The following is a 22,298-nucleotide window of genomic DNA, read 5'->3' on the forward strand; positions in this document are numbered from 1 at the left end:
GCCCGCCGTGTGCCGGTCGCGCGCCCCCTGAAATGGGCCCGTTCGCTCACAGCGTCATCGCGGGTCACTTCGCCTCGTCGTCGGCCTCAGCGGCTTCATCGGCGTCCTCGGAATCCTCAGCCTCGTCGGCCGCCTCGACCGCGCCGGCGTCGTCCGAAGCCTCCGCGGCCTCGTCCGAAGCTTCGCCCCGCTTGCCGAAGAACTCGCTCGTGTCGATGGTGTTGCCGTCGGTGTCGGTGACGGTCGCCGCCTCCACCGCCGCCGCGACGGCCAGCCCGCGGCGCACGTCGGCGAACATGGCCCCCAGCTGGTTGTTCTCCTGCAGATAGGTGAACAGCTGCTGCGGCTCGATGCCGTACTGCCGGGACGTCATCACCAGTCGCTCGGTCAGGTCCTCCTGGCCGACCTGGATTTCCAGTTCGTCGGCCAGCGCGTCCAACAACAGCTGCTTCTTGACATCCGACTCGGCGGCGTTATGCGCGTCGACCTCGAACTGCTGGCGCGACTTGCCCTGCTCGCGCAGCGCCTCCGCGAACTTGGCCTCGTCGTGCTCGAAGCTGTGCAGCGCGTTGTGCAGGGCGCTGTCGACCTGAGCCTTCACGATCGCCTCGGGCAGCGGCACGTCGACCTGCTCGAGAATCGCGTCGATCGTGGCGTCGCGGATCTGCTCCGCCTGCTGGGCGCGTTTGACCCGGCCCACCTGCTCGCGGAGGTCGGACCGCAGCTCGTCGATCGTGTCGAACTCGCTGGCCAATTGGGCGAACTCGTCGTCGGGCTCCGGCAGTTCGCGTTCCTTGATCGACCTGACGGTGACGGTGACCTGTGCGTCCTTGCCGGCGTGCTCCCCCGTCGCCAACTTCGCGGTGAACTCCTTGGACTCGTCGACTGACAGGCCGACCAGCGCGTCGTCCAGGCCCGCGATGAGCCGGCCGGAGCCCACCTCGTGCGACAGGCCCTCCGCGGCCGCGTTGGGCACCTCCTCGCCGTCGACGGTGGCCGACAGGTCGATCGAGACGAAGTCGCCGAGCGCAACCGGGCGCTCGACTCCCTTCAGGGTGCCGAACCGCGCGCGCAACGACTCCAGTTCGGCGTCGACGTCGTCGTCGCTGACCTCGATCGGGTCGACCGAGACCTTCAGCGAGCCGAGGTCGGGAAGGGTGATCTTCGGACGCACGTCGACCTCGGCGGTGAACGCCAGCTCCTCGCCGTACTCCTTCTTGGTGACCTCGATCTCGGGCTGGCCGATCGGCTCGACCTCGGCCTCGGCGACCGCCTGTCCGTACCGGGCCGGCAGCGCGTCGTTGACGACCTGGTCGAGCATCGCCTCGCGGCCGAAACGGGCCTCGAGCAGCCGGGCCGGCGCCTTGCCGGGCCGAAACCCGGGCAGCCGGACCTGCTTGGCCAGCTCCTTGTAGGCGCGTTGGAAATCGGGCTCGAGTTCGGTGAACGGCACCTCAACGTTGATGCGCACCCGGGTGGGGCTCAACTGCTCGACGCTGCTCTTCACGGGTGTGCTCCTCGGTATTCGGTGGATCGGCGCAGTATCGGTCGGGGTGACAGGATTTGAACCTGCGGCCTTCCGCTCCCAAAGCGGATGCGCTACCAAGCTGCGCTACACCCCGCGCTGACCTCGCAGATCCTACGGCCCTTCAACGCAAAGGTGGCCGTCGGCTCCGCAGCGACCGTCAAGACGTGCGGGACCTCACGGGGCGATCACAAAACCGCTTCGATTAGATTTGATGTTCGCCGCCAGATACAGTCTCGCTCGACTAAAACTTGCGGGCGTAGCTCAATGGTAGAGCCCTAGTCTTCCAAACTAGCTACGCGGGTTCGATTCCCGTCGCCCGCTCGGGCTAATGCTTGCTCGACAGAAAGGCGCCATGAGCGACGTCGAACTGAAGGGCTCATGTGCTTCCGACTTCGTCGGTGTGCGCGACGCGTTCGAGCGCAACTTCGTGCTGCAGGGAGAGGTTGGGGCGGCCGTCGCGGTGTGGGTCGACGGGGAGCTCGTCGTCAACCTGTGGGGCGGCTGGGCCGACGCCGCCCGCACCCGGCCCTGGCAACAGAACACCCTGACGACGGTCCTGTCGGGCACCAAGGGGATGACGGCCACCTGCATCCACCAGCTGGCCGACCGCGGCGAGCTGGACTTGTACGCGCCGGTGGCGCGCTATTGGCCCGAGTTCGCACAGGCGGGCAAGGAAGCCATCACGCTGGCCATGGTGATGAGCCATCGCTCCGGCGTCATCGGGCCGCGCACCCGGATGCGCTGGGAGGACGTCGCCGACTGGGACTTCGTCTGCGGGCAGCTCGCCGCCGCCGAACCGTGGTGGGAGCCCGGCACCGCGCAGGGCTACCACATGACCACGTTCGGCTTCATCCTCGGTGAGGTGTTCCGCCGCGTCACGGGCCGCACCGTCGGTGAGTACCTACGCACCGAGATCGCCGAACCGCTCGGCGCCGACGTCCACATCGGCCTGTCGCCCGCCGAGCAACGGCGCTGCGCCGAGCGTGTCAACAAGCCGCACGCCCGGGATCTGCTGGCCGAGGCGCAGGCGCCCGGCTACCCGACGAGCCTGACCGAACACCCCAAGGCGGCGCTGTCGATATCGATGGGCTTCGCCCCCGACGACGAACTCGGCTCGCACGACCTGGAGCTGTGGCGCCAGCTCGAATTCCCCGGCACCAACGGCCAGGTGTCGGCGCTGGGACTGGCGACGTTCTATAACGCGCTCGCGCAGGAGCGGCTGCTGACCCGTGAGCATATGGAACGGGTGCGGGTGTCGCAGGGTGGCTTCGAAACCGACCTGGTGCTGGGCCCCCGCGTCGCCGACCACGGCTGGGGTTTGGGCTACATGCTCAACCAGCGGTGCGTCAACGGCCCCAACCCCCGCATTTTCGGGCACGGCGGCCTGGGTGGCTCATTCGGGTTTGTCGACCTCGAGCACCGGATCGGCTACGCGTATGTGATGAATCGCTTCGACGCGACCAAGGCCAACGCCGACCCGCGGAGCGTCGCGCTCAGCGACGAGGTCTACGCCGCGCTGGGCGTCCTCGAGCGCGCCCAAACGTAAGACCGCACCCCGCCGACCCGTTGCCGGCGGGGCGCGGTCATTCGGTCAACGGGTCAGCGATGGTCCCAACCGGGGCCGCCCGGTCCACCCGGGCCGCCGGGGCCGCCCGGTCCACCCGGGCCGCGCCACGGCTCGGGGTGCGGGTTGGGGCCCGGCCCGCGCCAGTTGTCATGGCAGTGCCCGCGGTCCCAGTTGTCTCCCCAGCCCGGATCCCAGAAGTCCCCGGGGCACCATTGCGGGAACGGCCCGGGCTGCGCTTGCGCCTCGGTGGCGGCGCCCAGCCCCGCCAGGCCCAGACCGACGAAAATCGCGAAAACGGTTGCAACTAAACGTGGAAGGAGTTTCACGGATCCAACCAATACCCGAGCGCCGCCCCGCCGAAACAGTAGACGCAAGCGTTTCTTGCTTAGGGTTTCCTGTCAGTCGAAGCACCTGCGTGTTTACCGCTCCGAAGCCCCGTGAGCTCTGTCACTTCTGGCAGTTGGGGCACCAGAACACGTTTCGGCCCTCGAGCACCTGGGTGCGGATCGGTCCGCCGCACACGCGGCACGCCTCCCCCGCGCGCCGGTACACGTAGGTACGTGGCCGCCCTTGCCGGTACGACGGCGGGCCGTGGTCGTGTTCGGGCAGCACAACGACGATCTGGCCGCGGCGCAAACCGACCTTCATCAGCGCCACCAGATCGGTCCACGCCGCGTCGAACTCCGCCTCGCCGATCGCGCGGCCGGGCCGGAACGGATCGATGCGGTGGCGGAACAGCAACTCGTTGCGGTAGACGTTGCCCACGCCGGCTATCACGGTCTGGTCCATCAGCAGCGCGCCAATGGGCTTGCGTGACTTGCTAATTCGAGCCCACGGCCACGCCGGGTCGGCGTCGCTGCGCAACGGGTCGGGACCGAGCTTGGCCACGACGTCGCTGACCTGACCTTCGTCGATGACCTCGCACACCGTCGGACCGCGCAGGTCGGTGCCGTAGTCGGCACCGACCATCCGCATCCGCACCTGCCCGACCGGTTCCGGCAGCGGCGCATCGTGAGGCCGCTCCCACTCGGTGAAGGCGCCGTACAACCCGAGGTGCACGTGCACGATGGGGCCGCCGTCATAGTGATGAAACAGGTGCTTGCCCCACGCGCTGGTGCGCCGCAGCACCCGACCGTCGACGACGGCCGCCGCGTCCGCGAACCGGCCCTGCGGGCTGGACACCGCGACCGCCGCCCCGCCGTACCGGCGCTGATGCAGCCGGGCCAGCCGGTGCAGGGTGTGCCCTTCGGGCATCTCTTAAGCCGGGGCGCCGGGCACCGGCGGCGCCTGGTGGGTGCGTTCGTACTCGGCGAGGATGTCGATACGCCGTTGGTGGCGTTCGGCTTTCGACCATTGCGCGCTCAGGAAGGCATCCACGATCGTCAACGCCTCCTCGACGGTGTGCATGCGGCCGCCGATGCCGATCAACTGCGCGTTGTTGTGTTCGCGCGCCAGGGTTGCGGTCTCAACGCTCCACGCCAGCGCGCAGCGCGCTCCCGGCACCTTGTTGGCGGCAATCTGCTCACCGTTGCCCGACCCGCCGAGCACGATGCCCAGGCTCTCCGGGTCGGCCACCGTGCGCGTCGCGGCCGCGATGCAAAAGGCCGGGTAGTCGTCCTCGGCGTCGTAGCTGAACGCGCCGCAGTCGATCGGCTCGTGCCCGGATTCCTTGAGGTGGGAGATGATCTGCTGCTTGAGCTCGTATCCGGCGTGGTCGGAACCCAGGTAGACGCGCATGCCCGCCATCTTTACAGCCGCGCGCCCACCGGGGCCAGTCGAGGGTCTAGTCGAATTCGGGCTTCTCGGTACGGGTCCGCTTGAGCTCGAAGAAGTGCGGATACGACGCGAAGGTCACCGAGGCGTCCCAGAGCTTGCCCGCTTCCTCGCCGCGCGGGATCTTCGAGAGCACCGGCCCGAAGAACGCCACACCGTTGACGTGGATGGTCGGCGTGCCGACGTCGTCGCCGACCGCGTCCATCCCCTCGTGGTGGCTCTTGCGCAACGCCTCGTCGTAGTCCTCGCTCTGCGCGGCCTCGGCGAGCTCCGCCGGCAGGCCGGCGTCGGCCAGCGAGAGCTTGATGACCTCCTCGAGGTTCTTGTTGTCCTCGTTGTGGATCCGGGTGCCCATGGCGGTGTACAGCGGGTCCAGCACTTTGGCGCCGTGGGCCTGCTCGGCGGCGATCGCCACCCGCACCGGCCCCCAGGCGTGCTTCATCATCTCGCGGTACTTGTCGGACAGGCCTTCGCGGTTTTCGTTGAGGATGGCCAGGCTCATGACGTGGAAGTGCACCTCGATGTCGCGGACCTTCTCCACCTCGAGGATCCAGCGCGACGTGATCCAGCACCAGGGACACAGCGGATCGAACCAGAAATCGGCTCGGTTTTTCTCGTTGGCCTTCTCGGACATAGCGCGGTCCTCTCCTCGAGAGCAGATACGGTCAGATCACCGTTCAGCACAACCGTAGTCGCGCGGCGCGTGTTCCCGCCCCGTCGCTCCGGTTACCAGGCGTTCACCAACACGTTTAAGTTGGACGCGTGGCCCTTCCCAACCTCACCCGTGACCAGGCCGTCGAACGCGCGGCCCTGATCACCGTTGACAGCTACCGGATCAGCCTCGACGTCACCGACGGCTCGGGCGCCCCGGGCGACCGGACTTTCCGGTCCACCACCACCGTGGCGTTCGAGGCGCTCGCCGGCGCCGACACCGTCATCGACGTCGCCGCCGACGCCATCCGCAGCGCGACCCTCAACGGCCGCGACCTCGACGTGTCCGGATACGACGAATCGACCGGCATCGCGCTGCGCGGGCTCGAGAAGCAAAACGTCCTCGTCGTCGACGCCGACTGCCGCTACTCCAACACCGGCGAGGGGCTGCATCGCTTCGTCGACCCGGTGGACGACGAGGTCTATCTGTATTCGCAGTTCGAAACGGCCGACGCCAAGCGCATGTTCGCGTGCTTCGACCAACCCGACCTCAAGGCGACGTTCGACCTGCGGGTGGCCGCGCCCAAACACTGGAAGGTGATCTCCAACGGCGCGACGGTATCGGTGGAGGACGGCATACACACCTTCGCCACCACCCCGCGGATGAGCACCTACCTGGTGGCGCTGATCGCCGGCCCGTACGCCGAGTGGAGGGACTCCTACACCGACGAACACGGCGAGATCCCGCTGGGCATCTACTGCCGGGCCTCGCTGGCCGACTTCATGGACGCCGAGCGGTTGTTCACCCAGACGAAGCAGGGATTCGGCTTCTACCACAAGAACTTTGGCCTGCCCTACGCGTTCGGCAAGTACGACCAGCTGTTCGTGCCCGAGTTCAACGCCGGCGCCATGGAAAACGCGGGGGCGGTGACCTTCCTCGAGGACTACGTCTTCCGCAGCAAGGTCACCCGGGCCTCCTACGAGCGGCGCGCCGAGACGGTGCTGCACGAGATGGCGCACATGTGGTTCGGCGACCTGGTCACCATGACGTGGTGGGACGACCTGTGGCTCAACGAGTCGTTCGCGACCTTCGCGTCGGTGTTGTGCCAAAGCGAGGCAACCGAATTCACCGAGGCGTGGACGACGTTCGCCACCGTCGAGAAGTCGTGGGCGTACCGCCAGGACCAGTTGCCGTCGACGCACCCGATCGCGGCCGAGATCCCCGACCTGGCCGCTGTCGAGGTGAACTTCGACGGGATCACCTACGCCAAGGGCGCGTCGGTCCTCAAGCAACTGGTGGCCTACGTCGGGCTGGAGCACTTCCTGGCCGGGCTGCGCGACTACTTCCGCACGCACGCGTACGGCAACGCCACGTTCGGCGACCTGATCGCCGCGCTGGAAAAGGCGTCCGGTCGCGACCTGTCCGACTGGGGTCAGCAGTGGCTGAAAACCACCGGCCTGAACACGCTGCGCCCCGACTTCGACGTCGACGCCGACGGCAAGTTCACCCGGTTCGTGGTGCGCCAAAGCGGCGCCGCGCCCGGCGCGGGCGAGACGCGGGTGCACCGGCTGGCGATCGGCATCTACGACGAAGATGATCCCGGCGGCGCCGGCAAGCTGGTGCGGGTCCACCGCGAGGAACTCGACGTCGAGGGCCCGGACACCGAAGTGCCTGCCCTGGTTGGGGTTTCGCGCGGCAAGCTGATCCTGGTCAACGACGACGACCTGACCTACTGTTCGCTGCGGCTGGACAGCCAGTCGCTGCAGACCGCGCTGGAGCGGATCGCCGACATCGCCGAGCCGCTGCCGCGCTCGCTGGTGTGGTCGGCCGCGTGGGAGATGACCCGCGAGGCCGAGCTGCGCGCCCGCGATTTCGTGGCGCTGGTCTCCGGCGGCGTGCAGGCCGAAACGGAGGTCGGGGTGGCGCAACGGCTGCTGATGCAGGCCCAGACGGCGCTGGCGTCCTACGCCGAGCCGGCCTGGGCGCGCGAGCACGGCTGGCCGCAGTTCGCCGACCGGCTGCTGGAGCTGGCCCGCGCCGCGGCGCCCGGATCGGACCACCAGCTCGCGTTCGTCAACACGCTGTGCACGTCCGTCCTGTCGACGCGGCACGTCGTGACGCTGGCCGACCTGTTGGATCACGACCCGGCCGAGCGGGGTCTGGCCGGGCTGGAGATCGACACCGACCTGCGCTGGCGCATCGTGACCGCGCTGGCCGCCGCCGGCGAGATCGACGCCGACGGGTCCGCGACACCGTTCATCGACGCCGAGGTGCGGCGTGACCCGACCGCCGCCGGCAAGCGCCACGGTGCCCAAGCGGCGGCGGCACGGCCCCAACTCGAGGTCAAGGAGCGGGCCTGGACGACGGTGATGGAGGACGACACACTGGCCAACATCACGGCCCGATCGATCATCGCCGGCATCGCCCCGCCGGGACAACACGAGCTGCTCAAGCCGTTCACCGCGCGCTACTTCGACGCGATCCCCGGGGTCTGGGCGCGGCGCTCCAGCGAGGTCGCCCAAACCGTGGTGATCGGCCTCTACCCGCACTGGGACATCAGCGAGGCCGGCGTCGCGGCCGCGGACGAGTTTCTGAGTGACCCGGAGATTCCGCCTGCCCTGCGGCGCCTGGTGCTGGAAGGTCAGGCCGGGGTCAAGCGGTCGCTGCGCGCCCGCACGTTCGACGCGTCCTGATCGGGCTCCCCGGCGAGCGCGCGTGTCTGCACGCCGACACGCCGCATTCGGCGTACATTTGCGCGCCCTCGCGTGGTGGGCGGAGAGGCTAGGCCGGTGCGATCCCGGCGCTGAGCACGCGGATCGCGCTGACCAGCCCGTCCACCAGGTGGCCCTGCTCGAACGCCGACGATGCGGCGGCCACCCCGAGCGGCGCGGCCGACTCGGCGCCACGACCGCGGACCGCCGAGCCGTAGACCACCTCAATGACGGACTGGTCGGGCGACACGGCGAGCAGCACCGCGTTGTCGGGCGTCGGCACCTTGGCCAAGATCTCGCGGGCCCGCGCGGCGGTGTCGCTGCCCAGGTCCCCGAGGTAGATGGCGAACCGCGCCCGAGACGCCCGCGAGCCGTACTTCAGCGCATCGTCGATGGCGACCAGGTCCTTGGTCGGAAACGGGTAATGCACCGACAGCTCACCCGGCTCGGTGACGCCCGAAATCCGGCCGCTGGTGGTGATCACCGAACCCTTGGGCAGCTCGCTGCGCTCGATCGTCGCAACCTCACCAGGTGCCACTGGCGCCACCTCCCACCGAGAACTCCGACGTGCCGTGTCCGTGATGCGCGCCGCCGACGTCTTCGTCGGTGGCGGCCCACAGGATCGGCGGGTGCGTCCACTTCTCCGACATCTTGTAGGTCGCGGGGTGGGGCCCCTTGTGCCGCCAGATCAGCAGGGAAAGCACCACAACCAGCGCCAGCGGGATTCCGATGAAGTACAGGTGAATCTCTCCAGGGCTCACGACGCAAACCGTATCCCACCGGGTGATGCACCCGCACACTTGGACACGGGATTGGTCAGGCCGCGCCCTCGCCGAGGTACCGGGCCCAGGACGGGTCCAGCTCCTTGACCGTCGACAGCAGCCGCCAGTGCTGCCCGGTGGGCGGCAACGGCGCGCGGCGCAGCGCCCAGCCCAATTCGGCGAGCAGCTTGTCGCCCTTGCGGTGATTGCAGGTCGAACAGCACGCCACGCAGTTCTCCCAGGAGTGGTCACCGCCGCGGCTGCGCGGCACCACGTGGTCGACGGTGTCGGCCTTGGCCCCGCAGTAGGCGCAGCAGAAACGGTCGCGGTGCATCAGGGCGGCGCGGGTCATCGGCACGCGCGCCCGGTAGGGAACCCGCACGTAGGACCGCAGCTGGATCACCGAAGGCACCACGATCGACCTGGTCGCCGAGTGGATGACCGGCCCGGCCGGGTCGTCGTGCACCACGTCCGCCTTGCCGCAGATCACCATGACGATGGCCCGCCGCATCGGCAGCGCGGTCAGCGGCTCGTAGGTGGAATTGAGCAGGAGCACCCGCCGCCGGCTCCAGATGGACGCGGTTTCGTGGCGGGTAGGCGGGTGGGTATCGACGCTATGCAGGGGTGACGCGGTTGGGGGCCCGGTTAACCCTGCCGCGGCACCGGAACTGCGGTGGCTGCGGCGTCTCTTGCCATGCGCCATAGATCCTCCGCCGATAGTCCACCATGATTCGCCGCCAAACGCACCCTTATTGCTGGTGCGCGCCGTGACAAACCGGTGAACAGAAGGCGCGAGGCGGGCCCGTACGGCCTTGCCAACCCGGCGATGCACCACAATGGAGGGGATGGATCAGGTGAGCTTCTACGACGCCGTCGGCGGTGCCGAAACCTTCAATGCGATCGTGTCGCGGTTTTACGCGCAGGTCCCCGAGGACGAGATTCTCTCTCAGCTGTACCCCGCGGACGACCTGGCGGGCGCCGAGGAGCGGCTGCGGATGTTCCTCGAGCAGTACTGGGGCGGCCCGCGCACCTACTCCGACCGGCGCGGACATCCGCGGCTGCGGATGCGACACGCGCCGTTCCGGATCACCCCGATCGAGCGCGACGCCTGGCTGCGCTGCATGCACACCGCCGTCGCCTCCATCGACTCGCAGACGTTGGACGACGCACACCGCCGCGAGTTGCTTGAATACCTGGAAATGGCCGCGCACTCGCTGGTCAATTCATCGTTCTGATCCCAGTAACCGAACGGAGCAGCATGAGCCCCGAGCCGTGGTGGTTGAGCGCGGTCTTCTACCAGGTCTATCCGCGGTCGTTCGCCGATAGCGATGGCGACGGCGTCGGCGACCTGGACGGGTTGACCGCCCGCCTGGACTACCTCACGCAGCTCGGCATCGACGCGATCTGGCTCAACCCGGTCACCGTTTCGCCGATGGCCGACCACGGCTATGACGTCGCCGACCCGCGGGACGTCGACCCGCTGTTCGGCGGGATGGCCGCGATCGAGCGGCTGATCGCGGCGGCCCACGAGCGGGGCATCAAGATCACCATGGACGTGGTGCCCAACCACACCAGTTCGGCGCACCCGTGGTTTCAGGCGGCGCTGGCCGCCGGTCCGGGCACCGACGCGCGGGAGCGCTACTACTTTCGCGACGGCCGCGGTCCCGACGGCGAATTGCCGCCGAACAACTGGACATCGGTGTTCGGCGGGTCGGCCTGGACCCGGGTGATCGAACCGGATGGCAACCCCGGCCAGTACTACCTGCACCTCTTCGACGCCGAGCAGCCCGACCTGAACTGGGAGCACCCCGAAGTCTTCGACGACTTCGAGAAGACGCTGCGCTTCTGGCTGGAGCGCGGCGTGGACGGTTTCCGCATCGACGTGGCCCACGGGATGGCCAAGCCGCCGGGCCTGCCCGATGCCAAGGACGACGTCAAGGTGTTGAGCCACAGCGACGACGACCCGCGCTTCAACCACCCGAGCGTGCACGAGATTCACCGCGGAATCCGCAAGATCGTCGACGACTACTCGCCGGCGGTGACGATCGGCGAGGTGTGGGTGATGGACAACCTCCTCTGGGCCGAGTACCTGCGGCCCGACGAACTGCATCTCGGCTTCAATTTCCGGCTGACGAAGATCGACTTCGACGCGCGCGAAATCCACGACGCGATCCAGAATTCGTTGGAAGCCACCGCGATTGAGAACGCCACCCCGACCTGGACGCTTTCCAACCACGACGTGGGCCGGGAGGTCACCCGCTACGGCGGCGGCGAGGTCGGGCTGCGCCGGGCGCGGGCGATGGCGATGCTGATGCTGGCCCTGCCCGGCGCCGTATTCATCTATAACGGTGAGGAATTGGGCCTGCCCGATGTCGTGGACCTGCCCGAGGAGGTGCTCCAGGACCCGACGTGGGAACGCTCCGGGCACACCGAACGCGGCCGCGACAAGTGCCGGGTCCCGCTTCCCTGGTCGGGCGACGCTCCCCCGTTCGGCTTCTCCACCTCCGCCGACACCTGGCTGCCGATGCCGGCCGACTGGGCGGCGCTGACCGTCGAAAAGCAGCTCGACGATCCCGACTCTACGCTGTCCTTCTACCGGCGAGCCATCCAACTACGCAGGGAACGAAGCGAATTCGACGGCGACGAGCTCGAATGGCTGGCCGCCGACGACGACCTGCTGATCTTTGAGCGGCACGGCGGCGCGCTGGTATGCGCGCTGAACGCCGGCCGGCTGCCGATGGCTTTGCCGCCGGGCGAGGTGATCCTGGCCAGCGCGCAGTTGGTCGACGGCAAGCTGCCGCCGGACTCGGCGGCCTGGCTGATCTGAGCGGCCCCAGCCCGTCAGTGCAGCACCAGCGCCGCGTGCGTGCGGCGCCGGTACACCGAGCCGAACTTGGCGTCGACCCGCAGCCAGTTGGGCAGGATCCGAACCCGGACCATCTCGTCGGCGCCGATCGCATCGGGTGATTGGGGCAGGAAACCCATTGCGGTCAAGGCGAACACGCAGCGCATCGGAAGGCCCACGCTGAGTTCGGCCGAGCTGACCCGGATGACCTCCTGATCGAGCAGCGACACCGGGGGGCCATGAGAGCTGCCGTGCTCCTTAGCGAGTTGCGCGCCGCGCTGCGCGAGGTCCAGCATCACCCGGGCGGGTACGTCGTCGAGGTGGGTGAAGCCGGATTCGGGGGGCAGGGCCCCCCGCCATGCTGAGTCCATCGCGTAGCCCGGATCGACGTAGCCCTCGGCGTCCATCGCCGAAAGGCCGCGCGCCAGCCCGTCCGCCGCGACCGACAAATCGTCGGGCCGCACCCGGCCGACCACCACCCGGCTGGCCAGCACGCCGAAACCGGTTGCCACCCAGGCGGTCAGCAGCCCGGCGGATCTGGACCGCAGCCGGATGACCGCGGCGTCGTCGAGGCGCATCGCGTGATCGACGAACGTGGCGAGATCCCCGCGGTGGGTGGCGTCACGCAACCACACACCGCGCTCGGCTACCCCGCTTATTCCCTGAGCCACCGTTGCAGATACTCCCGATGCTGGGGTGAAAGCCGAAACAGCCGCTGCTCCTCGATGTGCACGGCGGCCAGTTGCGTCTCGGCGATGACGGCGGGCTTGGACGCCGGATCGGCGTTGACCGAGCGCACCTCGTAGCCGAGCGTGAAGTCGACCGTCCGGTGTCGTTTGGTCCAAATCGTCACCTGCAGAGGCGAATCGGCCAGGCGCAGCTGGCTCTTGTAGGTGACGCGCACGTCGGCGATCAGCAACCCGATGGTCGTGACGTCGGCGGCGAAGGGTTCCTTGAGGAACAGCACCCGCGCCTCTTCGAGGATGGTGACCATGGTGGCGTGATTGACGTGCTGGTACATGTCGATGTCCGACCAGCGCACGGGCACCGGCGCAACGAAGCCAACGCTCAACTCGACGATCCCCTGCCGCTGGTGCGGGTCATCCGGCGGATCTGCCGGGCAGCCACCGACAGCGTCGCGAGATCCTTTGCCCCGCTTTCCTGGATCTCGCTGAGCGTGCGGCGGGCCCGCTCCACCCGGGACGCGCTGATGTGTTCCCACTCGCCGATCTTCTCTTCACCACTCTCGTCGGGCTCGCCGACGGCCAGCACGTCGAAGCACAGCGATCGCAGCGACGCATAGATGTCGTCGCGAATCGCCAAGCGCGCCAACGATTGCCAGCGATCGTGGCGGGGCAACTCCGAAACCGCCGTCAGCAGGCCGTCGGTGCCCAGGTGGTCCATCAAGGCGAAATAGGTGTCGGCAACTTCGGCGCTGTCCATTTCGGTGATGTCCGCGACGTCGATGATGTCGAGCAGGCTGTAGCGGTACAGGCCGGCGGCCACCATGTAAGACAAGTCCTCCGGTGCGCCCTGCGAGGCGAATTCGGCGGCTTCCTTTTCGACGATGGCCTTGTCGTCGCCGCGCAGCCACTCCGACATCCGCGGCGTCAGCTCCTTAACCTTCGCGGCGAACCGGTTGATCTCGGCGCCGACGGCCAACGGCTGCGGCCGGTAGTTGAGCAGCCAGCGTCCGGCGCGGTCGATCAGCCGTCGGGTATCCAGGGTCAGCCGGTCCGACAGCGCGACGGGCACGCTCGCGGCGCGGATCTGCCGCCAGATCTCGCTCACGCCGAAGATGGCGTCGGTGGCGACGTACGTGCGCACCGCGTCGATCGGCCCGACGCCGACGTCCTCGGTGATCCGGAACGCGTAGCTGATGCCCGCGGCGTCCACCAGGTCGTTGATCAGCATGGTGGTGACGATCTCCCGGCGCAGCTGGTGGCCGCGGATCTCCGGGGTGAACCGTTCGCGCAGTGGCGTCGGGAAGTATTGCGGCAGCCGGGATGCGAAGACATCCTGCTCGGGCAGTTCGGTGGTGAGCATCTCCTCCTTGAGCGCCAGCTTGACGTGGGCCATCAGCGTGCACAGCTCGGGCGAGGTGAGCCCGATGCCCACATCGATGCGCCGGTGGATCTCCTTCTCCGACGGCAGCGCCTCCAGCTCGCGGTTGATGCCGCGGTCTTCGAGGTACTTGATTTGCATCGCGTGCACCGGCAGCAGGCTGGCCGCGTTGGCGCGGCTGGTGCCGATCAGGTCGTTCTGGTCCTCGTTGTCGAGCAGCACCAGCCGCCCGACCTCGTCGGTCATCGACTCCAGCAGCTCCTTGCGCTCCTCGGCCTTGACCTTGCCGGCGGTGACCAGCGAGTCGATCAGGATCTTGATGTTGACCTCGTGGTCCGAACAGTCCACGCCGGCGGAGTTGTCCATCGCGTCGGTGTTGATCCGCCCGCCCGACAGGTCGAATTCGACGCGGCCCAGCGCGGTCACCCCCAGGTTGCCGCCCTCGCCAATGACCTTGGCGCGCACCTGGTTTGCGTTGACGCGCACCGGATCGTTGGCGCGGTCGCCCACGTCGGCGTCGGACTCGGATTCGGCCTTGATGTAGGTGCCGATGCCGCCGTTGAACAACAGGTCGACGGGCGCCTGCAGGATCGCTCTGATCAGGTTGGGCGGGGACATCTCGGTGACGTCGTCGCTGTCGATGCCCAGCGCCTCGCGGACCTGCGGGCTGATGGGGATGGCCTTCTGGTCGCGGTTGTATACCCCACCGCCCTCGCTGATCAGCGACTTGTCGTAGTCGTCCCAGCTGGACCGCGGCAGGTCGAACATCCGCCGCCGTTCCTGCCACGACGCCGCCGGGTCGGGGTCCGGGTCCAAGAAGACGTGCCGGTGATCGAAGGCGGCGAGCAGCTTGATGTGCTTGGAAAGCAGCATGCCGTTGCCGAACACGTCGCCGCTCATGTCGCCGACGCCGACGACAGTGAAGTCCTCGGTCTGGGTGTCGACGCCCATCTCACGGAAATGGCGTTTGACGGCCTCCCAGGCGCCCTTGGCGGTGATGCCCATGGCCTTGTGGTCGTAGCCGACCGACCCGCCGGACGCGAACGCGTCGCCCAGCCAGAACCCGTAGGACTTGGCGACGTCGTTGGCGATGTCGGAGAACGTGGCGGTGCCCTTGTCGGCGGCCACCACTAGGTAGGCGTCGTCGCCGTCGCGGCGGATCACCTCGGGCGGCGGGCTGACCTTTTTCGTTGCGTGATCGACGTTGTCGGTGACGTCGAGCAGGCCGGAGATGAACAGCTGATAGCAGGCGACGCCCTCGGCGCGGGTGGCGTCGCGGTCGGCGGCGGCCTCACCCGACGGCAGTGGTGGCCGCTTGACGACGAATCCGCCCTTCGCCCCGACCGGCACGATGACGGCGTTCTTCACCGCCTGCGCCTTGACCAAACCCAGGATCTCGGTGCGGAAGTCGTCGCGGCGGTCGGACCAGCGCAGGCCCCCGCGCGCCACCGGGCCGAACCGCAGGTGCACGCCCTCCACTCGCGGCGAGTACACGAAGATCTCGAACTTTGGCCGCGGCAGCGGAAGTTCGTCGATCAGCTGCGCATCCAGCTTGAGCGCCAACACATTACGGGCGCGGGCGGATCCCTCGCGGGTCACGAAGTAGTTGGTCCGCAGCGTGGCCTGCACCAGCGACGCGAACGCGCGCAGGATGCGGTCGGTGTCCAGGCCCACCACGGCGTCGATGTCCGCTGCAACCGCGGCGGCGGCCGCTTGTGCGTCGCGACCGGTCGGCGACCCCTTGGCAGCGGACGCCCTCGGATCGAAGAGCGCCTCGAACAAGGTGACGAGGGACCGCACGGTCGACGGATGCTCGCTCAGCACCGATTCGATGTGGGACTGGCTGTACGGAAAGCCGGCCTGCCGAAGGTATTTCGCGTAGGCGCGCAGCAGCACGACCTGCTGCCAGGTCAGCCGCGCGCGCATCACCAGCTCGTTGAAGCGGTCGATCTCGACGCGTCCCTGCCAGATGGCGGTGACCGCGTCGGCGAATCGCTCCGCGGTGGACTGCCGTTCGGCCGCCGTCGTCGCCAGCGGGATCGTCGGGTGCGGCTGGATCTTGAACTGGTAGATCCACACGGCCAGCCCGTCCCGCCGGGTGACGGTGAACGGGCGCTCCTCGAGGACCACGACGCCCATGCTCTGCAGCATCGGCAACAGCTGGCTCAACGAGGCGGTGTGACCACCCACGAACCAGGTCAGCTGGGCGGCCGCGTCCTCGCCGCGGTCGGAGAGCACCAGCTTGACCGAATCATCGGACAGCTCTTCGATGATCGCGATGTGCTCGATGGCGTCGTCGGGCGTGACGGCCTGCTTGTAGACCTCGGAGAAGGCGGCGGCGTAGTGCTCGGCGTCGGCGTGCGAGACGGGTCCGTCGGAGACCTCGGCCGCGGCGGCGATCAGGCGGTCGCCCCACGTTCGCGCGGCTTCGCTGAGCAGCCCCTGGATCCGGATGCGGTTGGCTTCCGAGACGTCGACGGCCGTCGCGTTCTCGGGCAGCCGGACCATGAAATGCATCAGCGCCCACGGTGATTCGCTGACGCGCGCGGTGAATTCCAGTCGTGTGCCGCCGAATTCGTGGACCAGGATGTCCTCGATCTGCAGGCGCACCGGGGTGGTGTAGCGATCGCGGGGCACATAGACCAGGCACGAGACGAAGTACTGCAGCCGGTCGGCGCGCAGGAACAGCAAGGCGCGCCGCTGCGATCCCAGGTCCACCACCGCTTTGGCCATCGTCAGGAGCCGTTCGGCGCTGAGCGTGAACAGCTCCGAGCGCGGGACGGTCTGGATGACGTCGAGCAGCAACTGGCCGGGGTGGATGGGGTCGCCGTCGGCCATCGCGAGCGCCTCGCGGACCCGGCTCGAAACGGTCGGGATGTCCAGGACGTCGGCGTTCATGGCGGCGACCGTGAAGAGTCCGACGAAGCGGTGCTCGAAGACCGCTCTGCCGCCCTGGCCGTCGTCCGCGTATTCGCGAACCGCGATCGCGTACGGGTAGGCGCCGTAGCGCAGGTAGCTGCCGACCACGGATTGGGCCAGGACCAGCAAGTGGTCTTCGTCGGTCAGTCGCGGGCGCGAACCGGTGCGGGTGCGCAGGACCCCGAGGCCGGTCGCGCCGTCGGCGGAGACCACGTTGTCGTGCACCCGGGCGCGTTGATAACCGAGCAGCAGGAAGTTTCCGTTGCCCAGCCAGCGCAGCAGCTGGGCGACGTCCTCGCGGTCGGGCGCCGAGAATCGGTCGTCGGCGTTGATGTGGACGGCCTCGGCGAGCTCGCTCAGGGCACTGATCATCGAGGCGGCGTCGGTGGCGACCTGCTCGACGTCGGCCAGCACCTTGGGCAGCAGCCGTTCGACCTCGGCGAGGACCTTGCTGTCGACGGTCGGCGACAGCGGGACGTAGATCCACGCCTCGCCGTCGTATTGCGATTTGCCGGGCGGTTTCGGTTCGACGCTGAGCAGGTCGCCGACCGAGTCGCGGTGCACGTCGAACACCGGGGTCATAATGCCGGCGTAGGCGACTCCCAGCCGGTGCAGCAGCACCGTGACGGAGTCCAACAGCATGCTGCCGTGATCGGTGACGACCTGCAGGGCGGGCCCGAATCCGTCGGGATCGTCGGCCGGGTGCACACAGACGCAGCTCCTGCCCTGCGATCGGCACTCGGCCAGGCGATAGTGCGCGCGCAGCATGGCGGGGGTCACCATGGCCGCGGGGTCGACGGGACCGGGTTCAGCCGCGCCCGGTTCGTCGCCGCGGGGACCGCGATAGCTCTCGATGTAGGCGTTCGCGATCCAGTCGGGGATGTCGTCACTCGTGGTGAACGTGGTCCACGGCTTGAGATCCTGCCTAGCACCGGGATCGATCGTCATGCCGATTGCTCCCAACTCGCGACGGATGCCACTCTGCCCATCGCCCCACTCCTCAGCCGCCGTCCCGGCCGCATCGTCGCGGGGCCCGCGCCCGATTGCCCCACTTCTCAGCGGGGCAGCCCTGACACTAGTCGCGCGTCAGCTTGCGGTGGGTCACTCGGTGCGGCCTGGCGGCGTCGACTCCGAGGCGTTCCACCTTGTTTTCCTCGTACGCGCCGAAGTTGCCCTCGAACCAGAACCACTTGGCCTCGTTGTCCTCGTCGCCTTCCCACGCCAGGATGTGCGTGCACGTACGGTCGAGGAACCAGCGGTCGTGGCTGATCACCACCGCGCAGCCGGGGAACTTCTCCAGCGCGTTCTCCAGCGAGCTCAGCGTCTCGACATCGAGGTCGTTGGTCGGCTCGTCCAGCAGGATGAGGTTGCCGCCCTCCTTCAACGTGAGCGCCAGGTTCAGCCGGTTGCGCTCACCGCCGGACAGCACGCCCGCCGGCTTCTGCTGGTCGGGCCCCTTGAAACCGAACGCCGACACGTAGGCCCGGGACGGGATCTCGTTCTGGCCGACCTCGATGTAGTCCAGCCCGTCGGAGACCACTTCCCACACCGTCTTCTTGGGATCGATGCCGGCGCGGGTCTGGTCCACGTAGCTGAGCTTGACGGTCTCACCGACCTTGACCGTGCCGCTGTCCGGCTGCTCGAGGCCGACGATGGTCTTGAACAGCGTGGTCTTGCCGACCCCGTTGGGGCCGATGACGCCGACGATGCCGTTGCGCGGCAGCGTGAACGACAAGTCCTTGATCAGGGTGCGCCCGTCGTAGCCCTTGTCGAGATGGTCGACCTCGACGACCACGTTGCCCAGCCGCGGCCCCACCGGGATCTGGATCTCCTCGAAGTCGAGCTTGCGCGTCTTCTCCGCCTCGGCGGCCATCTCTTCGTAGCGCTGCAGGCGCGCCTTGCTCTTGGCCTGGCGCGCCTTGGCGCCGGAGCGGACCCAGGCCAGCTCCTCGGTCAGCCGCTTCTGCAGCTTGGCGTCCTTGCGGCCCTGCACGGCGATCCGCTCGGCCTTCTTCTCCAGATAGGTCGAGTAGTTGCCCTCGTAGGGATACGCGCGGCCGCGGTCGAGCTCGAGGATCCACTCGGCGACGTTATCCAGGAAGTAGCGGTCGTGGGTCACCGCCAGGATCGCCCCCGCGTACGCGGCCAGGTGCTGTTCGAGCCACTGCACGCTCTCGGCGTCCAGGTGGTTGGTCGGCTCGTCGAGCAGCAGCAGGTCCGGTTTGGACAGCAGCAGCTTGCACAGCGCGACGCGGCGCCGCTCCCCGCCGGACAGGTTGGTGACCGGCTCGTCGGGCGGCGGGCAGCGCAGCGCATCCATCGCCTGCTCGAGCTGGGAGTCGAGGTCCCACGCGTCGGCGTGGTCCAGCTCCTCCTGCAGCCGGCCCATCTCCTCCATCAGCTCGTCGGAGTAGTCGGTGGCCATCAGTTCGGCCACCTCGTTGAAGCGGTCGAGCTTGACCTTGATGTCGCCCAGGCCCTCTTCGACGTTCCCGCGGACCGTCTTCTCCTCGTTCAGCGGCGGCTCCTGCTGCAGGATGCCGACGCTGGCGCCGGTGGCCAGGAACGCCTCGCCGTTGTTGGGCTTGTCCAGGCCGGCCATGATCCGCAAGACGCTCGACTTGCCGGCGCCGTTGGGGCCGACGACACCGATCTTGGCGCCCGGGAAGAAGCTCAACGTGACGTCGTCCAGGATCACCTTGTCGCCGTGCGCCTTGCGGACCTTCTTCATCGTGTAGATGAACTCAGCCATGCCGCGGTTTTGCCTTTCTGGTCTTTGAGAGAGATCTCGCCGCCCATCCTAGGCATCGCGCCGCGGCGCCGATCCCGCAGCTAAGCCGTCAGCGGCAGCGCTGCCGAATCGTCGGACTCGACGCTGTCCTCGGCATCGGTGTCCTCAGCGGCGCCATCGGCCGCTGCTGCGGTGGACGGCGCCGCGTCCGCGGTCGTCGGACCGGTGTAGCCCGGTCTCTCGATGCGCACGATCGCGCGCGACACGTCCGGCCCGACCGACGTTGCGCGCATCTCGAGCGATGAGCGGCGATTGCCGTCGCGGTCCTCGTACTCGCTGGTGTACACGTGGCCCACCACGATCACCGGCGCGCCCTTGCCCAAGGCGGCACCCACGCCGGTGACCAACTTGCCCCAGCAATTGACGTTGATGAACAGTGAGTTGCCCGGCTCCCAGCCGCCGTCGGCCGTGCGCCGCCGGGAGTTGCTGGCGACGCGGAACTTGATGACCTCCTGGGTACCGACCTGTCGGCGTTCGGGGTTGTTGACGATGTGGCCGACGACCGTAAGCGGTGTTTCAAACATGGGCTCAATTCCCTTTCTCGATTGCATTTCGCTCTGTGGTGACCATTGACCCCGGCACTACCGACGGACCCGGCGCAATACCGCTCGCACCCGCTGCCCGTGTGAAAAAAACCGTGACTGTGGATAGTTCCCCGTTTTGTCCGGATTGGGGATTTCAAGACCAACTACCAGGCTGCTTGGCTGGGATCACTTGACCGAGCCGGGCGTCCGAAATGTTGTGTCGTTTCCTGAGATTGAAAGCAGCGATAGGTTCCGCCCACCGCACCCAACATCTGCGCGCACATCTCAGATCGTCTTTGGCGCTGTCCGCGGAATCGTCAACACTTCCAGGTTTACTGAAGTCGTTAACTTGGCGGACGTTTAATCTCGCTGGCATGGGTCGCTTGTGGCAGTTTGTGTGGGACAGGTATGGGTCGCGGTACTCATGGGCGCTTTGGGCGATCGTCTTCCAATTCTTGCTGCCGGTCTACCTTGTTCCGTCGTTTGTCGTTGTTGCGTTAGAGAAGTCGGATCGCTACCTCGAAGCGGCGGCCATCACGGCTGTCGGCCTGCTGCTGCCGGTGTATGTGACGTTACTTCCCGGCCTTGGAGACATCCGCCTTGCGGAGCAGTGCGCAGCGGGCGTTGAGGTCGATCGAGCGAAGGCACTGGAGGCCACGTATACCTGGGCTCGGCGGACGGTTGCCCGAGCCTTGGTGAGCAATGCCGTTGCGCTAACGGTGATATTGGTTGTTGTCGGTGCGGCTGTGGGGGCGACATGGTCACGGTTGGTCCAATACGGAATTCTCGGCGCCGCCTACGGCGCGGGCATACAGGTGATAGCCGTGCACAGCTTCGCGGAAGCCGCACTACGACCTGCCAGGATCGCCATCGCCGGTGACATGAGCATCGGTGATTCGCTGCCGCGCTCCCGCCCGACGTTCGCCGTTTGGTCGGACATGCTTGTGGTCGCGGTCGCGTTCGTCTTCACGGTTGGGGGGGCGATGGTGGCGGCTGTATTCAATCGGGTTAGTGAGGTCCCCGTAGCATCCGTGGTGATCGGATGCGCGCTAACCCTTGTCTTCGGGGTGCCGATGACCGTCGGCGCCTCCTTCTCACCGTCCTTGCGACCCATTCGTGAGCTCACCGAAGCAACCAAACGTGTCGCGGCCGGCGACTACCGCCAACGGGTGCCGGTGGTGCAGGATGACGACCTCGGTGCGCTGGCGGCATCGTTCAACCGCATGCAGGCCGGTTTGGCTGAGCGGCAACGCCTTCAGGCCGCATTTGGCACCTACGTTGGCCCCGCCCTTGCGGCGCGGCTGCTCGAACAGGGTGACGACGTGTTCACCGGCGAGCGGCGCGAGGTGACAGTGATGTTCGTTGACGTTCGCGACTTCACCCCGTTCGCCGAGGCGAACACCCCCGAAAACGCTGTCTCTCGCCTCAACGCGCTGTTCGAGATCATGGTGCCGGCTGTCATGGACGCAGGGGGGCATGTCAACAAGTTCCTCGGTGATGGGGCTCTGGCGGTCTTCGCCGCCCCCAATGACCTCGCAGATCACGCCGACGCCGCCGTGAGCGCCGCTGTCCTGATTCACCGTCTTGTCGCTGAGCGATTCGGCGGGACCCTGGAGATCGGCATCGGGATCAACACCGGCGCGGTGATCGCTGGCACTATTGGCGGCGGCGGCAAGCTCGAGTTCACCCTGATCGGTGACACCGTCAACGTCGCTGCCCGCGTCGAACAGCTCACAAAAACCACTGGAGACGCAATTCTTCTCACCCAGCAATGCGTCGACGCATTGGAGTCTCGACCGCCCGGGCTCATCGACCGTGGCTTCCATGCCCTGAAAGGAAAGTCAGCCGCTGTGCAAGTCTTCGCTCTCGACCGAGGCCATGACCCGCGAGTTGACTTCACCGACTAAGGGAACGGGGTCAACAACTGTCGGGCAGGTCGCGCCATGCTGATGTCCGCGGACGACTGGGAAGCGTGGCAGGAGACGGCGTACCTGTTCCGACGTGATCTCGACCGGCATCCGGTCGGCGTTCACCTTTTCAATCAGACGAAAGAGGTTCTTACGCGCCTCGCTCGCTGTGATCGCCACCGGCGCTTGGTCTCGGCGGATTACCCAGGAGCATCGCCTCGTCTACCGCGTCGTCGCGATGACCTGCAGAGCCGCC

The 22,298-nt window shown here is 67.6% G+C and carries 19 protein-coding genes and 2 tRNA genes; 6 read left to right on the top strand and 15 right to left on the bottom strand.

The window, feature by feature from the left end; translation table 11 throughout:
- Nucleotides 1-64 precede the first annotated feature (64 nt).
- The gene (gene tig / locus AC5Y4S_RS08985) at nt 65-1,507 is read right to left on the bottom strand and encodes a trigger factor (RefSeq protein WP_500032281.1); all 1,443 of its coding nucleotides are present in this window, start codon (nt 1,505-1,507) and stop codon (nt 65-67) included.
- 41 nt (nt 1,508-1,548) lie between these two features.
- A tRNA-Pro gene (locus tag AC5Y4S_RS08990) sits at nt 1,549-1,622 on the bottom strand.
- 156 nt (nt 1,623-1,778) lie between these two features.
- Here AC5Y4S_RS08990 and AC5Y4S_RS08995 point away from each other — a divergent pair.
- Nucleotides 1,779-1,849 (top strand) — tRNA-Gly (locus tag AC5Y4S_RS08995).
- A 31-nt stretch (nt 1,850-1,880) separates the two neighbouring features.
- Nucleotides 1,881-3,074: a serine hydrolase domain-containing protein gene (locus AC5Y4S_RS09000; protein WP_500032282.1), complete on the top strand. Its 1,194-nt coding sequence runs from the start codon at nt 1,881-1,883 to the stop codon at nt 3,072-3,074.
- A 53-nt stretch (nt 3,075-3,127) separates the two neighbouring features.
- Here the strand turns inward: AC5Y4S_RS09000 and AC5Y4S_RS09005 are convergent, their stop codons facing one another.
- The 4 genes from AC5Y4S_RS09005 to AC5Y4S_RS09020 all read right to left on the bottom strand — a co-directional run bounded on the left by AC5Y4S_RS09005 (nt 3,128) and on the right by AC5Y4S_RS09020 (nt 5,502).
- Entirely contained in the window at nt 3,128-3,421 is a 294-nt protein-coding gene (locus AC5Y4S_RS09005; RefSeq protein WP_500032283.1) for an Mtp family mycobacterial-type pilin, read from the bottom strand.
- A 121-nt stretch (nt 3,422-3,542) separates the two neighbouring features.
- Complete coding sequence (locus AC5Y4S_RS09010; RefSeq protein WP_500032284.1) at nt 3,543-4,349, bottom strand: Fpg/Nei family DNA glycosylase; 807 nt, start codon at nt 4,347-4,349, stop codon at nt 3,543-3,545.
- Between the two features lie 3 nt (nt 4,350-4,352).
- Nucleotides 4,353-4,832 carry a ribose-5-phosphate isomerase gene (locus AC5Y4S_RS09015; RefSeq protein WP_068178381.1) on the bottom strand — a complete coding sequence of 160 codons (480 nt, stop codon included), beginning with the start codon at nt 4,830-4,832 and terminating at the stop codon, nt 4,353-4,355.
- Between the two features lie 46 nt (nt 4,833-4,878).
- Complete coding sequence (locus AC5Y4S_RS09020) at nt 4,879-5,502, bottom strand: mycothiol-dependent nitroreductase Rv2466c family protein (protein WP_500032285.1); 624 nt, start codon at nt 5,500-5,502, stop codon at nt 4,879-4,881.
- A gap of 128 nt (nt 5,503-5,630) precedes the next feature.
- Between AC5Y4S_RS09020 and pepN the strand changes: the two genes are divergently transcribed.
- Nucleotides 5,631-8,213: an aminopeptidase N gene (pepN, locus tag AC5Y4S_RS09025; RefSeq protein ID WP_500032286.1), complete on the top strand. Its 2,583-nt coding sequence runs from the start codon at nt 5,631-5,633 to the stop codon at nt 8,211-8,213.
- 88 nt (nt 8,214-8,301) lie between these two features.
- Here the strand turns inward: pepN and AC5Y4S_RS09030 are convergent, their stop codons facing one another.
- From AC5Y4S_RS09030 to AC5Y4S_RS09040, 3 genes are read right to left on the bottom strand one after another with little or no spacing between them, the layout of a single operon-like run.
- Entirely contained in the window at nt 8,302-8,769 is a 468-nt protein-coding gene (locus tag AC5Y4S_RS09030; protein ID WP_500032287.1) for a DUF5130 domain-containing protein, read from the bottom strand.
- The gene (ctaJ, locus tag AC5Y4S_RS09035) at nt 8,756-8,992 is read right to left on the bottom strand and encodes an aa3-type cytochrome oxidase subunit CtaJ (RefSeq protein ID WP_068104022.1); all 237 of its coding nucleotides are present in this window, start codon (nt 8,990-8,992) and stop codon (nt 8,756-8,758) included. The genes AC5Y4S_RS09030 and ctaJ overlap by 14 nt, the downstream gene beginning before the upstream one ends.
- A 55-nt stretch (nt 8,993-9,047) precedes the next feature.
- Nucleotides 9,048-9,695 (bottom strand): HNH endonuclease, encoded by a 648-nt coding sequence (locus tag AC5Y4S_RS09040; protein ID WP_068104020.1) that lies wholly within the window; start codon nt 9,693-9,695, stop codon nt 9,048-9,050.
- Nucleotides 9,696-9,837: 142 nt separating this feature from the next.
- Here AC5Y4S_RS09040 and AC5Y4S_RS09045 point away from each other — a divergent pair, with 142 nt between their 5' ends.
- The gene (locus AC5Y4S_RS09045) at nt 9,838-10,227 is read left to right on the top strand and encodes a globin (protein WP_067159296.1); all 390 of its coding nucleotides are present in this window, start codon (nt 9,838-9,840) and stop codon (nt 10,225-10,227) included.
- A gap of 23 nt (nt 10,228-10,250) precedes the next feature.
- Nucleotides 10,251-11,819, top strand: a complete 1,569-nt coding sequence (locus AC5Y4S_RS09050; protein ID WP_500032288.1) for a glycoside hydrolase family 13 protein — start codon at nt 10,251-10,253, stop codon at nt 11,817-11,819.
- Nucleotides 11,820-11,833: 14 nt separating this feature from the next.
- On the opposite strand, the gene AC5Y4S_RS09055 is transcribed toward AC5Y4S_RS09050, so the two are convergent.
- The 5 genes from AC5Y4S_RS09055 to AC5Y4S_RS09075 form a co-directional block, all read right to left on the bottom strand.
- Nucleotides 11,834-12,496: a DUF8010 domain-containing protein gene (locus tag AC5Y4S_RS09055; protein WP_500033275.1), complete on the bottom strand. Its 663-nt coding sequence runs from the start codon at nt 12,494-12,496 to the stop codon at nt 11,834-11,836.
- Complete coding sequence (locus AC5Y4S_RS09060; protein ID WP_500032289.1) at nt 12,493-12,909, bottom strand: acyl-CoA thioesterase; 417 nt, start codon at nt 12,907-12,909, stop codon at nt 12,493-12,495. The genes AC5Y4S_RS09055 and AC5Y4S_RS09060 overlap by 4 nt, the downstream gene beginning before the upstream one ends.
- Nucleotides 12,906-17,768: an NAD-glutamate dehydrogenase gene (locus tag AC5Y4S_RS09065; protein ID WP_500032290.1), complete on the bottom strand. Its 4,863-nt coding sequence runs from the start codon at nt 17,766-17,768 to the stop codon at nt 12,906-12,908. Before AC5Y4S_RS09065 ends, AC5Y4S_RS09060 begins: the two co-directional genes overlap by 4 nt.
- A gap of 127 nt (nt 17,769-17,895) precedes the next feature.
- The gene (gene ettA / locus AC5Y4S_RS09070; protein WP_068104010.1) at nt 17,896-19,572 is read right to left on the bottom strand and encodes an energy-dependent translational throttle protein EttA; all 1,677 of its coding nucleotides are present in this window, start codon (nt 19,570-19,572) and stop codon (nt 17,896-17,898) included.
- Nucleotides 19,573-19,652: 80 nt separating this feature from the next.
- Nucleotides 19,653-20,135 (bottom strand): single-stranded DNA-binding protein, encoded by a 483-nt coding sequence (locus tag AC5Y4S_RS09075; protein WP_500032291.1) that lies wholly within the window; start codon nt 20,133-20,135, stop codon nt 19,653-19,655.
- A 374-nt stretch (nt 20,136-20,509) separates the two neighbouring features.
- On the opposite strand from AC5Y4S_RS09075, the gene AC5Y4S_RS09080 reads away from it, so the two are divergent.
- Complete coding sequence (locus AC5Y4S_RS09080; protein WP_500032292.1) at nt 20,510-22,042, top strand: adenylate/guanylate cyclase domain-containing protein; 1,533 nt, start codon at nt 20,510-20,512, stop codon at nt 22,040-22,042.
- Here the strand turns inward: AC5Y4S_RS09080 and AC5Y4S_RS09085 are convergent.
- Nucleotides 21,977-22,222, bottom strand: coding sequence for a type II toxin-antitoxin system prevent-host-death family antitoxin (locus AC5Y4S_RS09085; protein WP_500032293.1), 246 nt, complete (start codon nt 22,220-22,222; stop codon nt 21,977-21,979). The two genes, AC5Y4S_RS09080 and AC5Y4S_RS09085, sit on opposite strands and share 66 nt — an antisense overlap.
- Nucleotides 22,223-22,298: the final 76 nt, after the last annotated feature.

It is taken from the genome of Mycobacterium sp. NGS64, assembly GCF_059812245.1.